At 72.5% G+C, this 16,990-nt stretch carries 18 protein-coding genes; 12 read left to right on the forward strand and 6 right to left on the reverse strand.

Translation table 11 applies throughout. The features are described 5' to 3' along the window. The first annotated feature begins 228 nt into the window (after positions 1–228). The 9 genes from ACIQD7_RS03950 to ACIQD7_RS03990 all read left to right on the forward strand — a co-directional run bounded on the left by ACIQD7_RS03950 (position 229) and on the right by ACIQD7_RS03990 (position 8,601). Positions 229–891, forward strand: a complete 663-nt coding sequence (locus tag ACIQD7_RS03950) for a hydrolase (RefSeq protein ID WP_402439146.1) — start codon at positions 229–231, stop codon at positions 889–891. 5 nt (positions 892–896) lie between these two features. Continuing rightward, entirely contained in the window at positions 897–1,424 is a 528-nt protein-coding gene (locus tag ACIQD7_RS03955) for a DoxX family protein (RefSeq protein ID WP_402439148.1), read from the forward strand. A 226-nt stretch (positions 1,425–1,650) separates the two neighbouring features. After that, positions 1,651–2,244, forward strand: a complete 594-nt coding sequence (locus ACIQD7_RS03960) for a Dps family protein (protein WP_402439150.1) — start codon at positions 1,651–1,653, stop codon at positions 2,242–2,244. Between the two features lie 83 nt (positions 2,245–2,327). Then, positions 2,328–3,269 carry an alpha/beta hydrolase gene (locus ACIQD7_RS03965; protein ID WP_402439152.1) on the forward strand — a complete coding sequence of 314 codons (942 nt, stop codon included), beginning with the start codon at positions 2,328–2,330 and terminating at the stop codon, positions 3,267–3,269. Between the two features lie 17 nt (positions 3,270–3,286). After that, on the forward strand, positions 3,287–5,152 hold the full coding sequence (locus ACIQD7_RS03970; RefSeq protein ID WP_402439154.1) for an amidohydrolase: 1,866 nt from the start codon (positions 3,287–3,289) through the stop codon (positions 5,150–5,152). Between the two features lie 23 nt (positions 5,153–5,175). Then, positions 5,176–5,883 carry a GPR1/FUN34/YaaH family transporter gene (locus tag ACIQD7_RS03975; protein ID WP_402439156.1) on the forward strand — a complete coding sequence of 236 codons (708 nt, stop codon included), beginning with the start codon at positions 5,176–5,178 and terminating at the stop codon, positions 5,881–5,883. Between the two features lie 59 nt (positions 5,884–5,942). Further along, positions 5,943–6,779 carry an alpha/beta fold hydrolase gene (locus tag ACIQD7_RS03980; protein ID WP_402439158.1) on the forward strand — a complete coding sequence of 279 codons (837 nt, stop codon included), beginning with the start codon at positions 5,943–5,945 and terminating at the stop codon, positions 6,777–6,779. A gap of 110 nt (positions 6,780–6,889) precedes the next feature. Continuing rightward, on the forward strand, positions 6,890–7,984 hold the full coding sequence (locus tag ACIQD7_RS03985; protein ID WP_402439160.1) for an LLM class flavin-dependent oxidoreductase: 1,095 nt from the start codon (positions 6,890–6,892) through the stop codon (positions 7,982–7,984). Next, the gene (locus ACIQD7_RS03990; protein ID WP_402439162.1) at positions 7,981–8,601 is read left to right on the forward strand and encodes an FMN reductase; all 621 of its coding nucleotides are present in this window, start codon (positions 7,981–7,983) and stop codon (positions 8,599–8,601) included. The genes ACIQD7_RS03985 and ACIQD7_RS03990 overlap by 4 nt, the downstream gene beginning before the upstream one ends. Positions 8,602–8,613: 12 nt before the next feature. Here the strand turns inward: ACIQD7_RS03990 and ACIQD7_RS03995 are convergent, their stop codons facing one another. Then, positions 8,614–9,558: a helix-turn-helix domain-containing protein gene (locus ACIQD7_RS03995; RefSeq protein ID WP_402439164.1), complete on the reverse strand. Its 945-nt coding sequence runs from the start codon at positions 9,556–9,558 to the stop codon at positions 8,614–8,616. Between the two features lie 173 nt (positions 9,559–9,731). After that, a complete protein-coding gene (locus ACIQD7_RS04000; RefSeq protein WP_402439166.1) occupies positions 9,732–12,149 on the reverse strand; it encodes a helix-turn-helix domain-containing protein in 2,418 nt (805 codons plus the stop codon). Between the two features lie 187 nt (positions 12,150–12,336). Here ACIQD7_RS04000 and ACIQD7_RS04005 point away from each other — a divergent pair, with 187 nt between their 5' ends. After that, positions 12,337–12,693 (forward strand): winged helix-turn-helix domain-containing protein, encoded by a 357-nt coding sequence (locus tag ACIQD7_RS04005; RefSeq protein WP_402439168.1) that lies wholly within the window; start codon positions 12,337–12,339, stop codon positions 12,691–12,693. Continuing rightward, positions 12,690–13,211, forward strand: coding sequence for a transposase (locus ACIQD7_RS04010; protein ID WP_402439170.1), 522 nt, complete (start codon positions 12,690–12,692; stop codon positions 13,209–13,211). Before ACIQD7_RS04005 ends, ACIQD7_RS04010 begins: the two co-directional genes overlap by 4 nt. A gap of 62 nt (positions 13,212–13,273) precedes the next feature. On the opposite strand, the gene ACIQD7_RS04015 is transcribed toward ACIQD7_RS04010, so the two are convergent. The 3 genes from ACIQD7_RS04015 to ACIQD7_RS04025 form a co-directional block, all read right to left on the reverse strand. After that, positions 13,274–13,933 carry a DUF5701 family protein gene (locus ACIQD7_RS04015; protein WP_402439171.1) on the reverse strand — a complete coding sequence of 220 codons (660 nt, stop codon included), beginning with the start codon at positions 13,931–13,933 and terminating at the stop codon, positions 13,274–13,276. A 43-nt stretch (positions 13,934–13,976) separates the two neighbouring features. After that, positions 13,977–14,918 (reverse strand): endonuclease/exonuclease/phosphatase family protein, encoded by a 942-nt coding sequence (locus ACIQD7_RS04020; RefSeq protein ID WP_402439172.1) that lies wholly within the window; start codon positions 14,916–14,918, stop codon positions 13,977–13,979. Positions 14,919–15,062: 144 nt separating this feature from the next. Then, positions 15,063–16,019: an NAD(P)-dependent oxidoreductase gene (locus ACIQD7_RS04025; protein WP_402439174.1), complete on the reverse strand. Its 957-nt coding sequence runs from the start codon at positions 16,017–16,019 to the stop codon at positions 15,063–15,065. 136 nt (positions 16,020–16,155) lie between these two features. On the opposite strand from ACIQD7_RS04025, the gene ACIQD7_RS04030 reads away from it, so the two are divergent. After that, on the forward strand, positions 16,156–16,518 hold the full coding sequence (locus ACIQD7_RS04030; protein ID WP_121831269.1) for a helix-turn-helix domain-containing protein: 363 nt from the start codon (positions 16,156–16,158) through the stop codon (positions 16,516–16,518). A gap of 59 nt (positions 16,519–16,577) precedes the next feature. Here the strand turns inward: ACIQD7_RS04030 and msrB are convergent, their stop codons facing one another. Further along, on the reverse strand, positions 16,578–16,985 hold the full coding sequence (gene msrB, locus ACIQD7_RS04035; RefSeq protein ID WP_121831270.1) for a peptide-methionine (R)-S-oxide reductase MsrB: 408 nt from the start codon (positions 16,983–16,985) through the stop codon (positions 16,578–16,580). Positions 16,986–16,990: the final 5 nt, after the last annotated feature.

The following is a 16,990-nucleotide window of genomic DNA, read 5'->3' on the forward strand; positions in this document are numbered from 1 at the left end:
GCCGAAGTCCACGACGGACGCCTGCGCCTCCCGGCGACGCCGTGCTGAACCAGGTCCCGCCGGCGCAGCGGCGGCCGATGCCGGACGCGGGTGCGGGACGGAAGTGCGCTGAGGGGTCAGGGGTGGGCACTGAGGGAGAAGTCAGCAGGTCGGAGCGGACATAGCTTGGGGATGTGCCCAGCCGCAGTGCGGTGGGCGTCTTGCCGGATCCCCCAGAGGAAGACTCCTATGTTCGACATCACCCAGGTGCAGGCCGCCCCGAGCGCCGATCTCATCACGCCCGACAACGCCGTGATGCTCTTCGTGGACCACCAGCCGCAGATGTTCTTCGGCACCGGCAGCGGCGACCGGGCCGCGATCGTCAATGCCACCGTCGGCCTGGCGAAGGCGGCCCGGGCGTTCGGCGTACCGACCGTGCTGACCACGGTCGCCGCCGAGTCCTTCTCGGGCCCGTTGCTTCCGCAGCTCGCCGAGGTGTTCCCGGGGCAGGAGGTCATCGACCGCACCACGATGAACGCCTGGGAGGACGAGGCCCTGGTGGAGGCGATCAAGACGACCGGGCGCCGGAAGATCGTCATCTCGGGTCTGTGGACCGAGGTCTGCCTGGTACTGCCCGTCCTCTCCGCGCTCGGGCAGGGGTACGAGGTGTACGTCGTCGCCGACGCGTCGGGCGGCGTCAGCCCCGCCGCCCACGAGCACGCGCTGCAGCGCATGACCGTGGCCGGGGCCGTCCCCGTGACGTGGGTGCAGATCCTCCTCGAACTCCAGCGCGACTGGGCCCGTCAGGAGACCTACGGCGCGGTCATGGACATCGTCAAGGCGCACGCCGGCGCGTACGGCCTGGGCGTCGTGTACGCGCAGAGCGTCATCGGCGCGCACGCGGCCGGCTGACGTCCGTGGACACCGGCATTCTGATCCTGCGTCTGCTGGTGGGCCTGCTCGTCGCCAGCCACGGCGTGCAGAAGATCAGCACGCACCTGGGCGGCAGGGGGATCGAGGGCGGCACGGAGGAGTTCCGCGCCGACGGCTTCCGCGGCGGGGCCCTCACCGCCCTCGCGGCGGGCGGCGGGCAGATCGGGTCGGGGCTGCTGCTCGCGGCCGGCCTCCTGACCCCGCTCGCCGCGACCGGCATCGTCGGGGTCATGACGGTCGCCCTCACCGTGAAACGGCACAACGGGCTCTGGGTGCAGAACGACGGGTACGAGTACCCGCTCGTCCTCGTCGGCACCGCCACCGCCCTCGCCGCCACCGGCCCCGGCGCGTGGTCCCTCGACGCCGCCCTCGGCCTCGCCCCGTACCCGTCGTGGTGGGCGGCCCCCGCGCTCGCGGCCGGCCTCGGCAGCGGCCTGCTCGCCCGCCTCGTCCTGCACCGGGCGGTCCCGCCGGTCCCGGCACCGCGGGCCACCTCCCCCGGCGGCCGCTGACACACGAGCCGCGCCGTCCGGATCCGGGCGTCTCGTGTCACCCGGGTGGCGTGGACGGCCGGTGTCGCCCGGGCGGCCCGATCGCCCGGTGTCGCCCGGGCCCTTCCACCCCGCGCCGCCCGGCCCCTTCCCCCGCCCGGCTCCTCCCACCCGCCCAGGGCCCTTTCGACCTGCCCAGGCCCTCCCCCCCAGGTCCCTTCACCCGCCCAGCCAGGAGCACCACCTGATGGAAACCGCGACCACCGTGACCACCGCGCCCCCGCACGGCGGCGGCCAGCCGCTGCTGCACCAGAAGGGCGCCGAGACCCAGGCGTTCGGCACGCTCAACCGGCTGCCGATCGGCCTCGGCCACGACACCCGCCTGTACGCCTGCCAGCGGCTGAACCGCGTCCTCGCCGACACGCAGATCCTCCACTCCCTCTACAAGAAGCACCACTGGCTCGTGCGCGGGGCGACCTTCTACGCGCTCCACCTCATGCTGGACAAGCACGCGGAGGCCCAGCTCGCGATCGTGGACGCGCTGGCCGAGCGGGTCCAGAGCCTCGGCGGCGTCGCGGTCGGAGACCCGCGCCACGTCGCCGAACTGACGGCGATCCCCCGGCCGCCGGACGGGGTGGAACCGGTCCCCGTCATGCTGTCGCGGCTCCTCGACGCGCACGAGCGAATCCTCGTCGACGCGCGGGACGCCGCCGCCAGGGTCGCGGCCGAGGGCGACGAGGGCAGCGCCGACCTGCTCGTCTCCGACGTCATCCGCACCGGTGAGGCCCAGGTGTGGTTCCTGGCCGAACACCTCGTGGACACCCCGCTGGTGCGGGGCTGACGGTTCCGCGAGGCGTCACGCGGACCTGCCCCGCCCCTCCCTCACCCTCACTCCCCACCCCTCGTCCCTCAAGGAGAGACCCCATGACCGACCGGCCGATCCTCGAACCCGCCGCCCGGGCCTTCGCCGACGCGACCGCCGAGCCGCCGTACCTCTACCAGATCCCCGTGGCAGACGGCCGCAAGGCGGTGGACGACGTCCAGAACGGCGAGGGCGTCGCCCTGCCCGACGTCGACGAGGAATGGATCACCGTCGACGCCGGCGTCCGGACCCGCATCGTCCGCCCGCGCGGCGTGGCCGGCCCGCTCCCCGTCGTGCTCTACATCCACGGCGCGGGCTGGGTGTTCGGCAACGCCCACACCCACGACCGGCTCGTCCGCGAACTCGCCGTCGGCACCGGCGCGGCCGTCGTCTTCCCCGAGTACGACCTCTCGCCCGAGGCCCGCTATCCCGTCGCCGTCGAGCAGAACTACACCGTCGCCCGGTGGATCGTCCGCGAAGGGGCCGGCCGAGGGCTGGACGGCACGCGCCTGGCCGTCGCCGGTGACTCCGTCGGCGGCAACATGACCGCCGCCGTCACCCTGCTGGCCAAGGAGCGCGGCGACGTCCGCTTCGCGCAGCAGGTCCTCTTCTACCCGGTCACCGACGCGAGCTTCGACACCGAGTCCTACCGTGACTTCGCCGAGGGCTACTTCCTGCGCCGGGACGCCATGCGCTGGTTCTGGGACCAGTACACGACCGACGAGGCCGAGCGCGCTCAGATCACCGCCTCCCCACTGCGGGCCACCGCCGAACAGCTCACCGGCCTGCCACCCGCCCTGGTGATCACCGCCGAGGCCGACGTGCTGCGCGACGAGGGCGAGGCCTACGCGGCGAAGCTCCGTGCCGCGGGAGTTCCGGTCACTTCCCTGCGGGTCCAGGGGGTCATCCACGACTTCGTCATGCTGAACGCTCTGCGTGGCACCCGCGGCGCGGAACTCGCCGTCGGCGTGGCCGTCGACATCCTGCGCAGGGCCCTCGCGTGAGCGGCGCGCCGGCAGGCATGCCAGTGGCGGGGCTCGTCCCTGCCGTGCGGAGGGAGCCCGTGCACGCCGATCTCGTCGTCCGCAACGCGAAGGTGTCCACCGGCGACGCCGCCCGTCCCGAGGCCGGCGGACTCGCGATCCGCGCCGGCCGGATCACGGCCCTGGGCGACGACCACGACCTCGCCCCGCTCGTCGGCCCCGGCACCCGGGTCGTCGACGCCCTCGGCCGCCGGGTCGTGCCCGGCCTGAACGACTCCCACCTGCACGTCATCAGGGGCGGCCTGAACTACGTCCTGGAGCTGCGCTGGGACGGGGTGCGCAGCCTGCGGCACGCGCTGGCCATGCTGCGCGAGCAGGCGGGCCGCACCCCCAGGGGGCAGTGGATCAGGGTCGTCGGCGGCTGGACGGCGGAGCAGTTCGCCGAACGCCGGATGCCGACCGTCGCGGAACTCAATGCGGCCGCCCCCGACACCCCGGTGTTCGTCCTGCACCTCTACCAGTCCGCGCTGATGAACCGGGCCGCCGTGCGGGCCGCCGGGTTCACCCGTGACACCCCCGACCCGCGCGGCGGTCAGATCGTCCGCGGCCGCGACGGCGAACCCACCGGGGTGCTCCTCGCCGCGCCGGGCGCACTCCTGCTCTACTCCACCCTGGCCAAGGCACCGGCCCTCGACCCGGCCGACAAGCGCACCTCCACCCGGCACTTCCTGCGCGAGCTGAACCGTTTCGGACTCACCTCCGCGGTCGACGCCGCGGGCGGCTTCCAGAACTTCCCCGACGACTACGCCACGGTCGCCGACCTGGCGCGGTCCGGGGAGCTGACCCTGCGGATCGCCTACCACCTCTTCCCGCAGACGGCCGGCCAGGAGCTCGCGGACCTGCGGCGCTGGACGCAGACGGTCCGCCCCGGCGACGGCGACGCGTGGCTGCGGCTCAACGGGGCCGGGGAGAACCTCACCTGGGCGGCCGCCGACTTCGAGAACTTCACCGAACCCCGTCCCGACCTCGGCCCGGGCTACGAGACGGAGTTCGAGCAGGCGGTGCGGCTGCTGATGGAGAACGGCTGGGGCTTCCGGCTGCACGCGACCTACGACGAGACGATCCGCCGCGACCTGGCCGTCTTCGAGAAGCTCGCCGCGGAAGGCCTCTTCCCCGGCGGCAACCGCTGGCTCTTCGACCACGCGGAGACCGTCTCGCCCGACAGCCTGGACCGGATCGCGGCCCTCGGCGGGGCGCTGTCGGTCCAGAACCGGATGTCGTTCCAGGGGACCGCGTTCCGCGACCGCTACGGGGCGGAGGCCGCCGCCCTCGCCCCGCCCGTGCGGGCCATGCTGGACCGCGGCCTGGACGTCGCCGCCGGCACCGACGCCACCCGCGTCTCCTCCTACAACCCCTGGGTTGCCCTCCACTGGCTGATCACGGGCCGCACCGTCGGCGGCACCGCGCTCCGCCCGGCCGGGAGCGGGCTCGACCGGGAGACCGCACTCGCCCTGTATACCCGCGGAGGCGCGCGGCTCACCGGCGAGCAGGACGTCAAGGGCATCCTGAGCGAGGGCTACTACGGCGATCTCGCCGTCCTGTCCGACGACAACCTGACGGTGCCCGAGGAGGTCATCCCCGGCATCGAGTCCGTGCTCACCGTCGTCGGCGGCCGGATCGTCCACGCGACCGCGGAGTACGACGGGCTCGCCGAGACCGCCCCGCCGATCGTCCCCGCATGGTCCCCGGTGGCCCGCTTCGGCGGCTACCAGGCCGGCGCCGACCAGGCGTCGCTGGTGGCCGAGGCGGCCGCCGAGTCCGCACGGCACCACCGGTGGCGGGTCGACCGCGGCGTCACTCCTGACGAGCCGACCCCGTTCGTCGATCCCTGCTTCGCCCACTGAACCCCGAACGGAACATCCCTGCCGTGAGCCCGGACCCCGCACCCCCCGACACCCTCCCCGCGCGCCGGTTCGAACCGGACCTGCGGTCGATGACCCGCATCAACCTGCGGCCCATCGCCTCGCCCCTGCCGCTGGGCTTCTTCGCCCTCGCGATCGCCTCCGTCCCGACCGCCTGCCTCCAGCTCGGCGTCCTGCCGGAACAGGCCCGCACCGCCGTCGCACTCTGCGTCGTCCCCGCCTTCCTCCTGCAACTCCTGGTGGGAATCCTCGCCTTCGGAGCCCGCGACGTCATCGCCGCCACCCTGATGAGCGTCTTCGCCGGCAGTTGGCTCGCCTTCATCCTCGTCACAGCCACCGACGTCCCTGACGGCGCACGCGTGCTCGGCGTCCTGAACCTGGCGTTCCTGGCCTTCGGCCTCCTGATGGCCGCGGTGACGCCCCCCAAACGGGCGCTTTGGCTGGTCATCGTTGCCTCACTGCCCCGCTGGGCGGCCACCGGCCTCGCCGGGCTCACCGGTGCCGACTGGCTCATCCACACCGCCGGCGGCCTCGGCCTCCTCGTCGCCGTCATCGCCGGCTACGCCGCTTTCGCCCTGATGCTGGAGGACATGCGCGGCCACCAGGTCCTGCCCCTCGGCCGCAGCGGCCCCGCGCATACCGCCGTCGAGGGCGACCTCACCGTCCAACTCCGCGATCTCGAACGCCAAGCAGGCGTCCGCCGCACCCTCTGAGGGCGCCCGACCGCGCACCTCCGAGTCGTCCCACCCACCCTGACACCATGGAGTATCACGTGCCTCACATCACCGTCGGCCAGGAGAACACCACCGCCATCGACCTCTATTACGAGGACCACGGCACCGGTCGGCCCGTCGTGCTCATCCACGGCTTCCCGCTCGACGGCCACTCCTGGGAGCGGCAGAGCGCGGCTCTGCTCGACGCCGGCCACCGCGTCATCACCTACGACCGCCGAGGCTTCGGCCGGTCCTCGCAGCCCACGGCCGGCTACGACTACGACACCTTCGCCGCCGACCTGAACATCCTGATGGAGACGCTCGACCTGCGCGACGCGGTACTGGTCGGCTTCTCCATGGGCACCGGCGAGGTCGCCCGCTACGTCGCCCGGTACGGCTCCGGCCGACTGGCGAAGGTCGCGTTCCTCGCCTCCCTGGAGCCCTGCCTGCTGAAGTCCGACGACAACCCCGACGGGGTCGCGCCCCGGGAGTTCTTCGACGGCGTCGTCGCGGCCGTCGAGGCGGACCGCTACGCCTACTACACGGCGTTCTTCGGTGACTTCTACAACCTGGACGAGAACCTCGGAACCCGCATCAGCGAGGAGGCGGTCCGCAACAGCTGGAACACCGCCGCGCGAGGCGGTGCGTACGCGGCGGCCGCGGCCCCGTCCACCTGGTACACCGACTTCCGGGCCGACATCCCGGCCGTCGACGTCCCCGCGCTCATCCTGCACGGCACCGCCGACCGCATCCTGCCGGTCGAGGGCACCGGGCGCCCCTTCCACAAGGCGCTCCCGGCCGCCGACTACGTCGAGATCGAGGGGGCCCCGCACGGTCTGCTGTGGACCCACGCCGAAGAGGTCAACGCCGCGCTCCTCGCCTTCCTGGCCAAGTGACACCCGCCCGCCGGTTCCCGGCGGGCCCGCCACCCCCAGCGGCGGCCGGAGGAACCGGCCCGGCCGCCGCACCCCAGACCTTCGACATCGATCCGGAAGAGCGGTATCCCATGCAGTTCGGCGTGTTCACCGTGGGGGACGTCACCCCCGACCCCACGACCGGCCGTGCTCCGAGCGAGCACGAGCGGATCAAGGCGATGGTCGCCATCGCCCTCAAGGCGGAGGAGGTGGGCCTCGACGTCTTCGCCACCGGTGAGCACCACAACCCGCCGTTCGTACCGTCGTCCCCCACCACCCTGCTCGGTCACATCGCCGCCCGGACCGAGCGGTTGACCCTCTCCACGGCCACCACCCTGATCACCACGAACGACCCGGTGAAGATCGCGGAGGACTACGCGACGCTCCAGCACCTCGCCGACGGCCGCGTCGACCTCATGATGGGGCGCGGCAACACCGGGCCGGTCTACCCCTGGTTCGGCCAGGACATCCGTCAGGGCATCGCCCTGGCGAAGGAGAACTACGCCCTGCTGCGCCGACTGTGGGACGAGGACACGGTGGACTGGGAAGGGGCCTTCCGCACGCCCCTCCAAGCGTTCACCGCCACGCCGCGCCCCCTCGACGGTGTCGCGCCGTTCGTGTGGCACGGCTCGATCCGCTCCCCGGAGATCGCCGAGCAGGCCGCGTTCTACGGTGACGGGTTCTTCCACAACAACATCTTCTGGCCCGCGGACCACACCAGACGCATGGTGCAGCTCTACCGGCGTCGCTACGCCCACCATGGCCACGGCGCCCCGGAGCAGGCGATCGTCGGTCTCGGTGGCCAGGTGTTCATGCGGGCCAACTCCCAGGACGCCGTACGGGAGTTCAGGCCGTACTTCGACAACGCGCCCGTCTACGGGCACGGTCCGTCGCTGGAGGAGTTCACCGAGCAGACCCCGCTGACCGTCGGCTCCCCGCAGCAGGTCATCGAGCGCACGTTGACCTTCCGCGACCATGTCGGCGACTACCAGAGGCAGTTGTTCCTCATGGACCACGCGGGGCTGCCGCTGAAGACGGTCCTGGAGCAGCTGGACATCCTCGGTGAGCAGGTCGTCCCCGTCCTGCGCGAGGAGTTCGCCAAGCTCCGCCCGGCCGGCGTCCCCGACGCCCCCACCCATGCGGCGCGCGTCGCCGCGTCCGTGCGCGGAGGAGTGACCGCGGCGTGAAGCTGACCGTCGTCTCCGCCGGGCTGAGCACGCCTTCCTCGACGCGCCTACTGGCCGACCGGCTGGTCGACGCCGTCCGCGCACAGCTCCGTGCCGACCATGACGAGCCGATCGTCGAGGTCGTGGAGCTGCGCGAGCTGGCCAGGAGCGTGGCAGACCACCTCGTGACCGGCTTCCCGCCCCCACGCCTGGCCTCCGCCGTCGAGGCCGTGACGTCGGCCGACGGCCTGATCGTCGTGACCCCCGTCTTCACCGCGTCCTACAGCGGCCTGTTCAAGTCGTTCTTCGACCTGATCGACCCCGGTGCCCTGACCGGCACCCCGGTCCTGATCGGGGCGACCGGCGGTACCGCCCGCCACTCGCTGGTCCTTGAGCACGCCATGCGGCCGCTCTTCGCCTACCTGCGCTCGGTCGTCGTGCCCACGGCGGTGTACGCGGCGTCCGAGGACTGGGGAGCGGGCGGGGACGAGTACGCCGACGGCCTGCCCTCCCGCATCCTGCGCGCGGGCGGTGAGCTGGCCGCTCTCATGACCGCCCGCGGGAACCGGCCGGCGGCCGACACGGAGGACGAGGTCACGGCTCTGGAACGGCAGATCGCCGATCTGCGCTTCGACTGAGCCCGGGCCGGGTCACGCGCGGCTGCCGCTCCTGCGCCACTCCACCGGCGTGCACCCGTAGCGCCGGCGGAAGACCCGGCTGAAGTGGGCCGGGTTGGCGAAGCCCCACCGCAGGGCGACGGCCGCGACGGACAGCGTCCGGAGCTCGTGCCGCGCCAGCTCGCGGGCGCTCTGCTCTATCCTGCGCTGCTGGATCAGCCGTCCGACGGTGGTGTCCTCCGGCTGGAAGACGCGGTGCAGGTAGCGCACGGAGATGTGGTGGTCGCGCGCCACGGTCCGCGGGGACAGGGCGGGGTCCTGGAGGTTCCGGTCGATGTGCTCGCGCACCCGCCGGACCAGTGCGGCCCGTTCACCTGCCCCGTGGTCGCCCGGCCGAGAGCGTTCGAGGAGCAGGATGGACAGGAGATCGACGACGCTGTCCGCGAGCCGGCCGGCCACCGAGGGGGCGTACGAGGCCGGTGACGTGGCGAGGGTGGAGACGACCGTGCCGAGCAACCCCGCGGTCCCGGCCGACGACGCGAAGGCCGACAGCGCGACACTCCGCGTCGAGTCGTCGGACAACCCGAGCCGCGAGCGCGGCACCCGCAGCACCAGAGCGGTGAAAGGGCCGCCGCAGTGGAGCGAGTACGGCCTGGCTTCGTCCCATACCAGCAGGTCGCCCTGGTCTGCGACGACGTGGCCTTCGTCCTGGACGAGGGCCATGGTGCCGCCCCTGAGCAGGGCGAGGAGCACGTCAGGGGCCTCGCCGTGGCGCGGGGCGCGCGCGGTGCGGGCCACGCGCTGCGCGTCCGACTCGACCCGGGAGACGTCGACGTGGCCCAGGCGGGCGGTGACGACCGTCCCGCCCGGCGAGGTGCCGTCCGCCGTGGTGACCCGAACCGCGCCCAGGACCCTGCGCAGCCGCTCCTGCCAGTGGCTGAGCTGTGTGTCTTCACGGACCGCGTCCGCTGTCGGCATCGGGGACACCCGACGCTCCTTCCTGCCTCGCACATCACGGAGTCGGAGGGAGCCGGGGCGCTCGGGCCTGCGGTTCCTCCGTCCCGATCAGCCAAACAGCGGACCGCGGTCCGTCCCAGGCAGCACCATGAGCAGTTCGAAAGTGCCCATCGGACGTGCCCGCCGGACGGCCCCTACTCGAAGGCCGTGCGCGTCGGGAGCATCCCCGCGGCCAGTGCGTCGAGGCTCGCGTGCGTCTCGTCCAGCAGCTCCGGGGGCGGGGGGACGCCGAGGTCGAGCACGGCCCGGTAGGCGGTCTCCGCCTCGTCGCTCCGCCCGAGGCGGGCGAGGGCATGGCCGAGGTAGAGGTACACCTTCACCGCGGCCCGGTAGTAGCCGCGGGCCTCCTGCTCGCCGCGGATGGAGCTGAGCGCCTCGACCGCCTCCTCCCACCGGCCCTCGTTCAAGTACACGTACGACACGTGGTAGGCGGAGATCACGCCGGTCATGACGTTCGGCGGTATCCGGTCGGCATGGGCGGGATCGGCGAGGGCGCGCACGACCATGCGGTGGGTGTCCACGGCCTCCTGCGATCGGCCGGCCTTGCGGAGCGTCGTGATGCTGAGGTTGGCCGCCTGGAGGTACCGGTGGAACTCGCCGGCCTCGTCGAACAGGTCCATGGCCTGCTGGACGTTGTCGGCGGCGGGCGCCGCGTCGTCGGCCGCGTCCTGGAGCCAACCGAGGTAGAGATGGGCCCTCGCCTGCTGGACGAGGTCGCCGCAGTCGCGGGCAAGGGCGAGCGCGGAGGTCGCGGCTGCGATCGCGGGCTGATGACGGCGATCGCACTGCCAGAGGACCCAGGAGAGAGTGCTGCGGAACGCAGCCTCCGACACCTGGTCACCGGATACGGCCGAGGACCGGGCGGCCAGTTCGAAGACCTCTGCCCAGTGGCCCCACGAGATCCAGCTTCCCACCGCCTCCTCCACAGCGCCCGCGGTCGCCGTGACCGTGTGGTGCTCACCGATACCGGCTGCCTGGCGGTACGCCGCCAGCCAGTTGTCGCCCTCGGCCTTCAGCCAGGCCAGAGCTTCGTCCCGACCGGTCAGGTCGATGTGCCTCAAGCGCGGGGAGACCGACGCCCTGTCGCCCGTGCCGAACACCTGTCCTGCCGCGAAGACCGTCTCGAGCAACCACGTGCGCAGATCCGTCGACGCCTGCATCGAGCGTTCTTGGCTGTCGGTCTCGCGGTGTCGGGAGCGCGCGTACAACCGCAGCAGGTCGTGGAAGCGGTAGCGGTCGCCGCGGGATGTCATCAGGAGTCCGGCTTCGAGGAGTTCCTCCAGGAGGTCCTCGGCGTCCAGGAGCGCCGCCCCCGCGACCACGGCCGCCAGTGGGGCGCTGAAGTCCCCGCCGGGGACCAGTGACAGGAGCCGGAACATCCGCGCGGTCTCGGGGGAGAGGCGTGAGTACGACAGTGAGAACGCCGAGTTGACCCGCAGGTCCCCGGCGCTGAGTGCGTCCACCCGGCGGTCCTCGTCCGCCAGCCGCGCCGCGAGCCGCCGCAGGCTCCAGTTCGAGCGGGTGGCCGCCCAGTTGGCCGCGACCCGCACCGCCAGCGGCAGGTGCCCGCACAGCTCGGTCACCGATCCCGCCGCCGCCGGATCCTCCTCCACCCGCCCGTCGTCCACCACGGCCCGCAGCAGCGCCGTCGACTCCCGCTCCGACAGCGAGCCCAGCGCCACCCGCCGCACCCCCGACAGACCGGCCAGGGTGTGGCGGCTGGTGACCACCACCAGCACCCGCCCCCGCGCCGGCAGCAACGGTCTGACCTGCGCCTCGTCCCGCGCGTTGTCCAGCACCACCACCGCACACAGTTCAGCCGCGGTGGCGTGGTAGAGGGCCATCCGGTCCTCCGCGCTCAACTGGGCGCCGGCGGAATCCCCCGCCCCCCAGGCTCCCAGTAGCCGCATCGCCGCCTCGTCGGCGCTCAGCGACCGCTCGTCCAGGCCGCGCAGGTCCACGAAGAACGCGCCGTCGGAGAGCGCGGGAGCGCATTCCTCCGCGAGCCGCACCGCGAGCGTCGTCTTCCCGCTCCCCGGCACACCCGAGACCACCGCCACCGGAAGCGTCGGGAAACGCTGTGCACCCGCTCCGGGCCGGTCGTCCGTGGCCGCTCGCCGGGCGAGGTCGCGCAGCACGGCCAGCTCGTCCGTCCGCCCCACGAAGTCCGGCACGCCCCTCGGCAGCATGCAGGGCGACACGCGTACGGGCGAGGCCCCCCTGTCCGACGCCCGGGCCGCCCGCGCCGCCGCCATCAACCCGTCGTACGCCGCCCCCTCCAGCCGCATGCCCTGCGCCAGCGCGGTAACCGTCCCCCGCCGGGGTCGCGCGCTGCGCCCCCGCTCCATGTCGCCGATCGCCCGCATCGACACGCCCGAGGCCTCCGCGAGCTCCTCCATCGTCAGCCCGTGGTCGAGCCGCAACCGCCGCAGCATCCGCCCGAACGACGAGACGCCCGCTTCCTGAGCGGCCTGGCGCATGGTGATCCCCTCCGCACACGCGACACGCTGCTGCATCGCGGCGGCCACGGTGACCCAAATGTCGTCACCCATTCAACTAGACGACTCGGCCACTCCGTCCTTCGCCCCCTCTGCTCGGGAACCTCCCTGAGGACATCCAGCACGGAAGCACATGCACCCGGCTCTCCGTGCATCAGCGACATCGCCCCGCCTCCACCCGTGTGGTGTGACGCCGTCGCGGAAGCGCCGGAAGGAGACGTTGCGGGTCAGCGAGGAGAGTGTGCGGCGGTGGAGACGGGTCCGGGAGGAGGGCGGCGCCGACGCCTTGCGTCGGCGCCCGGCCACCGGTCGCCCGCCCAAGCTGGACGATGCCCAGGTCGAGCGGGTGCGGGCCGCGCTGGAGCAAGGCGCCCGGGCCCATGGTTTCGAGGCCGATCTGTGGACGCTGGAGCGGGTCGGCCTGGTGGTCGAGCGGGTGACCGGGGTGGCGCTGTCGAAGGCGTCGGTGTGGCGGCTGCTGACCGGCCGGCTCGGATGGAGCCTGCGGCGACCCGAACGACGTGCGGTCGAAAGAGACGAGTCCGAGATCGCCCGCTGGATCGCGCACGAGTGGCTGCGGATCAAAAGGGGTCGGTGAACACACGTGCCTGGATCGTCTTCCTCGACGAATCGGGCGTCTCGCTGCTGCCGCAGGTCCGCCGCACCTACGCACTCCGCGGCCGCGCACCTCTCCTGCGACACCGGCTGAACTGGAAACGTGCCTCGATGGCCGCGGCCCTCGGCTATCACGCTACCGACCCCGATCGGGGTCCTCGCTTGTGCTTCCACCTCAAACCCGGCGGCTACGACACCACCGCACTCATCGAGGTCCTGGAGCAGATGAAGGCGTTCTACCGCGGTGAGCGAGTGGTCCTGGTCCGGGACGGCCTGTCGGCTCACTGGAGCCGGGCCGTGCGAGCCTGGGTCGCCGAGCAGGACTGGCTCACCCTCGAGCGATTACCCCCTTACGCACCCGAGCTCAACCCGGTGGAGCCGCTGTGGTCCTCGCTCAAGAAACGCGAGCTCGCCAACCTCGCCGGCGACCACCTCGCCGACGTCGCCGGCGTCGCCGAACAGGGCATCCACCGCATCAACCACAACCCCCAGCCGCCCTGATGCCTCCTCGCCCACACCGGCCTCACCCTCCACCCACCAACCCCACCCGACTAACGAAAAGATCAGTAGGCGCCGGGGCGCCGGCCGGTGGTGGAGGCGAAGCCGAGCCAGGTGTGGCGGTTGTTCCACCAGCACCAGCCGATCTTGGGGGCGTCGCGCCGCTCGCGGCCGTCCCGGCCGGTGCCGTTGCTGATCCAGATCGCCGGGGTGCGGGCGTCCCAGGAGCCGTTGGCCTTGCGCAGCCGGGAGCCGATGGTCATGAAGCAGTGGTTGCGGACGAGGACGTCCGGCGTCTGGAGCACCCAGTGCATTCCCTCGGTGAGGAGCATGGGGGTGCGGCCCTCGCCGGTGAGGGCGGGAAGGGCCTCGTCGGGGCTCCAGTTGGACATGCGGTCGCCGCGGTCGGCGCCGTCGACGAGGTAGAGGGGGCCGTCGGGCAGCTCGACGCCCGTCGGGGCGAAGAGGTCGACGTCGGGCATGTCGGTGACGACGAAGCCGGGCCGCTCGGCGTGGCGCAGCAGCGGGGCGAGCGCCGAGGCGGGCAGGGCGCCGGGGTGGACGGCGAGCAGGGAGCCCTCCGTACCGCCGCCGGCCTTCGCCGCGAAGGACCGCACCTCGTCGGCGCTCAGCCCGGCGAGCGCGGGCACGCCCAGGTCGATCAGCCGGTCCGCCTGGGCGTCGAGGGACGGCAGCGGGGACGGAAGCGGAATGGTGTCGGGCACGTGGAATCCGTTTCGTGGTCGGGAGCGGGACGGAGGGGCCGGGTCAGGGCGCGACGACCGTGCTGTAGATCAGGTACCGGTGGTCGGAGAGGTTGGCCGTGCCGGCCGGGGCCTTGGGCTCCACCTCGCACCAGCGGCCGGGAAGGCTGCCGAACAGGTAGTCGATCTTGACGTTGCTGTCGTGGGTCGGGCGCCCGTTCCGCGGCTTGGTGGTGCCCGGCAGGCCGACCTGGTCGCATTCGGCGTACCCGGGCTGCCCGGTACCGGTGGAGTACAGCTCGGCGGGCTTCCAGACCTTGGCGGAGGACGGCCCGGCGTCGGGCGGCTGGGTGTTGAAGTCGCCGCCGAAGACGACCTGCGGGTGGTCGTCGACGACGTCCTTCACGGCGAGCATGTGGTCGTCGCGGTAGTCGAGGCCGGGGAAGTCGTCGTCGGACTGGCTGCGCGGCAGGTGGGCGTTGCAGAGCCGGACCCCGAAGTAGGTGGCGGTGGCGCACTGGAACGGCGGGACCAGCTGGGTGCTCGCCCGGATCATGGGGTACTGGACCGGGTCCTCCAGACCCGCCTTGACCACGATGGCGGTGCCGACGTCGTCGTCCGGGTCCGCGGGCTGGCTGGTGCCCGGCTTGGTCGCGCACGGACTGACCGTCAGAACGCCCTTCTGCGACCAGTGGTACGGGGTGAAGTGGGCGCTCCAGGCGGGGCCGAGCTGCCCGAGCAGCTCCTTCAGCGTGCTCTGGCAGACCTCCTGGAGCAGCATGGCCTGCACGTACTTCTCGGTGACCTGCCGCTTGAGCAGGGCGACCTTCTCGGCCGTCCGGCGCTCCGTACAGCCGCCCCAGCGGACGACGTCGCACACGTTCCAGCTGAGCACCTGGAGGTTCGTGCCCGCCGGTGGCGGCGGAGCGGCGGCCACGCTGCCGCTCGGGCCGATGCCGAGGACCATCAGGACGCCCCCGGCCGCGGCGGCCCCTAATCTGCGCATGTTGTTACTCCCCCTTTGGACCGGCTCCGGGGGGGCGGGCGCGCGGCGGCGTCGGTCTCGACGCCCGTGCGGCCCTCGCTTCCCCGTGACCCCGGTGATCGCGCTCGATCATACGACCGAAACGATCACCGGGCCGGGGATATGTCACGTCCGCGGCGAGACGCCCTGGGCCGGCCGCCTGATGCTCTCGAAGATGCGGGCGAAGCCCTCCGCCCCGTGGCCCGCGTCGATCTGACGCCGGATCAGCCCCTGGACCATGGCGACCGCCTCGGTGCCGACGCCCTGGTCGGAGCTGGCGGTCAGGATGTCGCCGAGGTCGGAGAACTCCAGGCTCTGCTGTCCCTCCACGGTGTAGTCCCCGCCGTCGATCACCTCGGCGTACTCCCGGAAGGAACCGGTCATCGCGGTCAGCCAGGGCGCGGCCATGGCGGCGAACTCGCCCGCCGTCACGCCGGCCGGAGCGACCATGGCGGCGCCGTGCATGAACCCGGCGAACATGACGTACATGCTCGCGAGCAGGGCCAGGTCGTACAGGGAGGCGAGTCCCGGGTCCTCGCCGAAGTAGGTGCTGGTCCCCCAGAGGTCGAGCAGCGGCTCGTACCGCCGGAAGACGTCGGCCGACCCGCTGTAGAGGACCGAGGAGCCGGGCTCGCCGATCATCTGCGGTACGGCCATGATGCCGCCGTCCAGGTACGCGATCCCGGCCCGGTCAGCCCAGGCGGCCAGCTCGCGCGACTGCTCGGGCGAGGTCGTGGTCACGTTGACCAGGGCCCGTCCGGCCAGCTCGCGGGAGAGCGGGTCGAGCACCTCGTGGACCGACGCGTGGTCCAGGAGGCAGACGATCACCAGCCGTCCGGCCCGGACCGCGTCCCCGGCCGTGGCGGCGGCCTCCGCGCCCCGGGCGACGAGGCCGTCCGCCTTCCCCGGCGAGCGGTTCCACACGGTCGTCGCGTGACCGGCCTTCACCAGGGCGTCCGCGAGGGCGCTGCCCATCGCTCCCAGACCGAGCACGCTCACCCGCTCGTCGCTCCTGCCGCTGCCGCTGCCGCTGTCATTGCCGGTGCCGCTGTCATTGCCGTTGCCGTTGCCGTCGGTCGTCATCCCGGGGCTTCCCCTCGTGTCCTTCGCTCGTGTTCTGCGCTCGGTTTCGATCCTCTCCACCGCCGGTAGGGTTGACCAGTACGGACTAATTGGTGGGGTACTCACCTTGGGGTAAGTACGGTTCGGGGGAGGGCTGATGAGGGCATCGGCACGACGTGGTCCCTACTTCTGCGGGGTCGACGCGGCGATGGACGTGCTCGCCGGCAAGTGGAAGGCGCTCATCCTCTGGGAGCTGCACGACCACGGGATCCGCCGGTTCGCCGAGCTCCGGCGCGGCCTGCCGGGCGTCAGCGAGAAGATGCTGGTCCAGCACCTGCGGGAGATGGAGGAGGACGGGCTCGTGCACCGCGAGGTTTTCCCCGAGGTTCCGCCGAAGGTGGAGTACTCCCTGACGGAGCACGGCGTCTCGCTCAACGCCGCCCTGGCCGCCCTGGGGGACTGGGGCACCGAGCGGATGCGGCGGATCGGCGCCGAGAAGATCACCGTCGACGCCGGGTAGCCGACGTCGCGACGGAGGGGCGGGACGGTCGCACCGTCCCGCCCCTCCGTCCTGCCGGCTCAGCCCTCGCGGGGCTCCAGCCGCAGGGAGATCGAGTTGATGCAGTACCGCTGGTCCGTCGGGGTCGGGTAGCCCTCGCCCGCGAAGACGTGGCCCAGGTGGGAGCCGCAGCGGGAGCAGCGGACCTCGGTGCGGACCATGCCGTGGGAGCGGTCCTCGATCAGTTCGACCGCGTCGGAGTCCTTCGGGTCGTAGAAGGACGGCCAGCCGCAGTGCGAGGAGAACTTCTCGTTCGAGGTGAACAGCTCCGCGCCGCACGCCCGGCAGGAGTAGACGCCCCGGGTGGTGGTGTCGGTGTACTCACCGCGGAAGGCGGGCTCGGTGCCCGCCTGGCGCAGCACCTGGTACTCCGCCGGGGTCAGCTCCGCACGCCACTGCTCGTCCGGCTTCTCGACGTCGTACGCCATGGGCT

Source organism: Streptomyces sp. NPDC093071, from assembly GCF_044754545.1.
Lineage (GTDB): Bacteria > Actinomycetota > Actinomycetes > Streptomycetales > Streptomycetaceae > Streptomyces.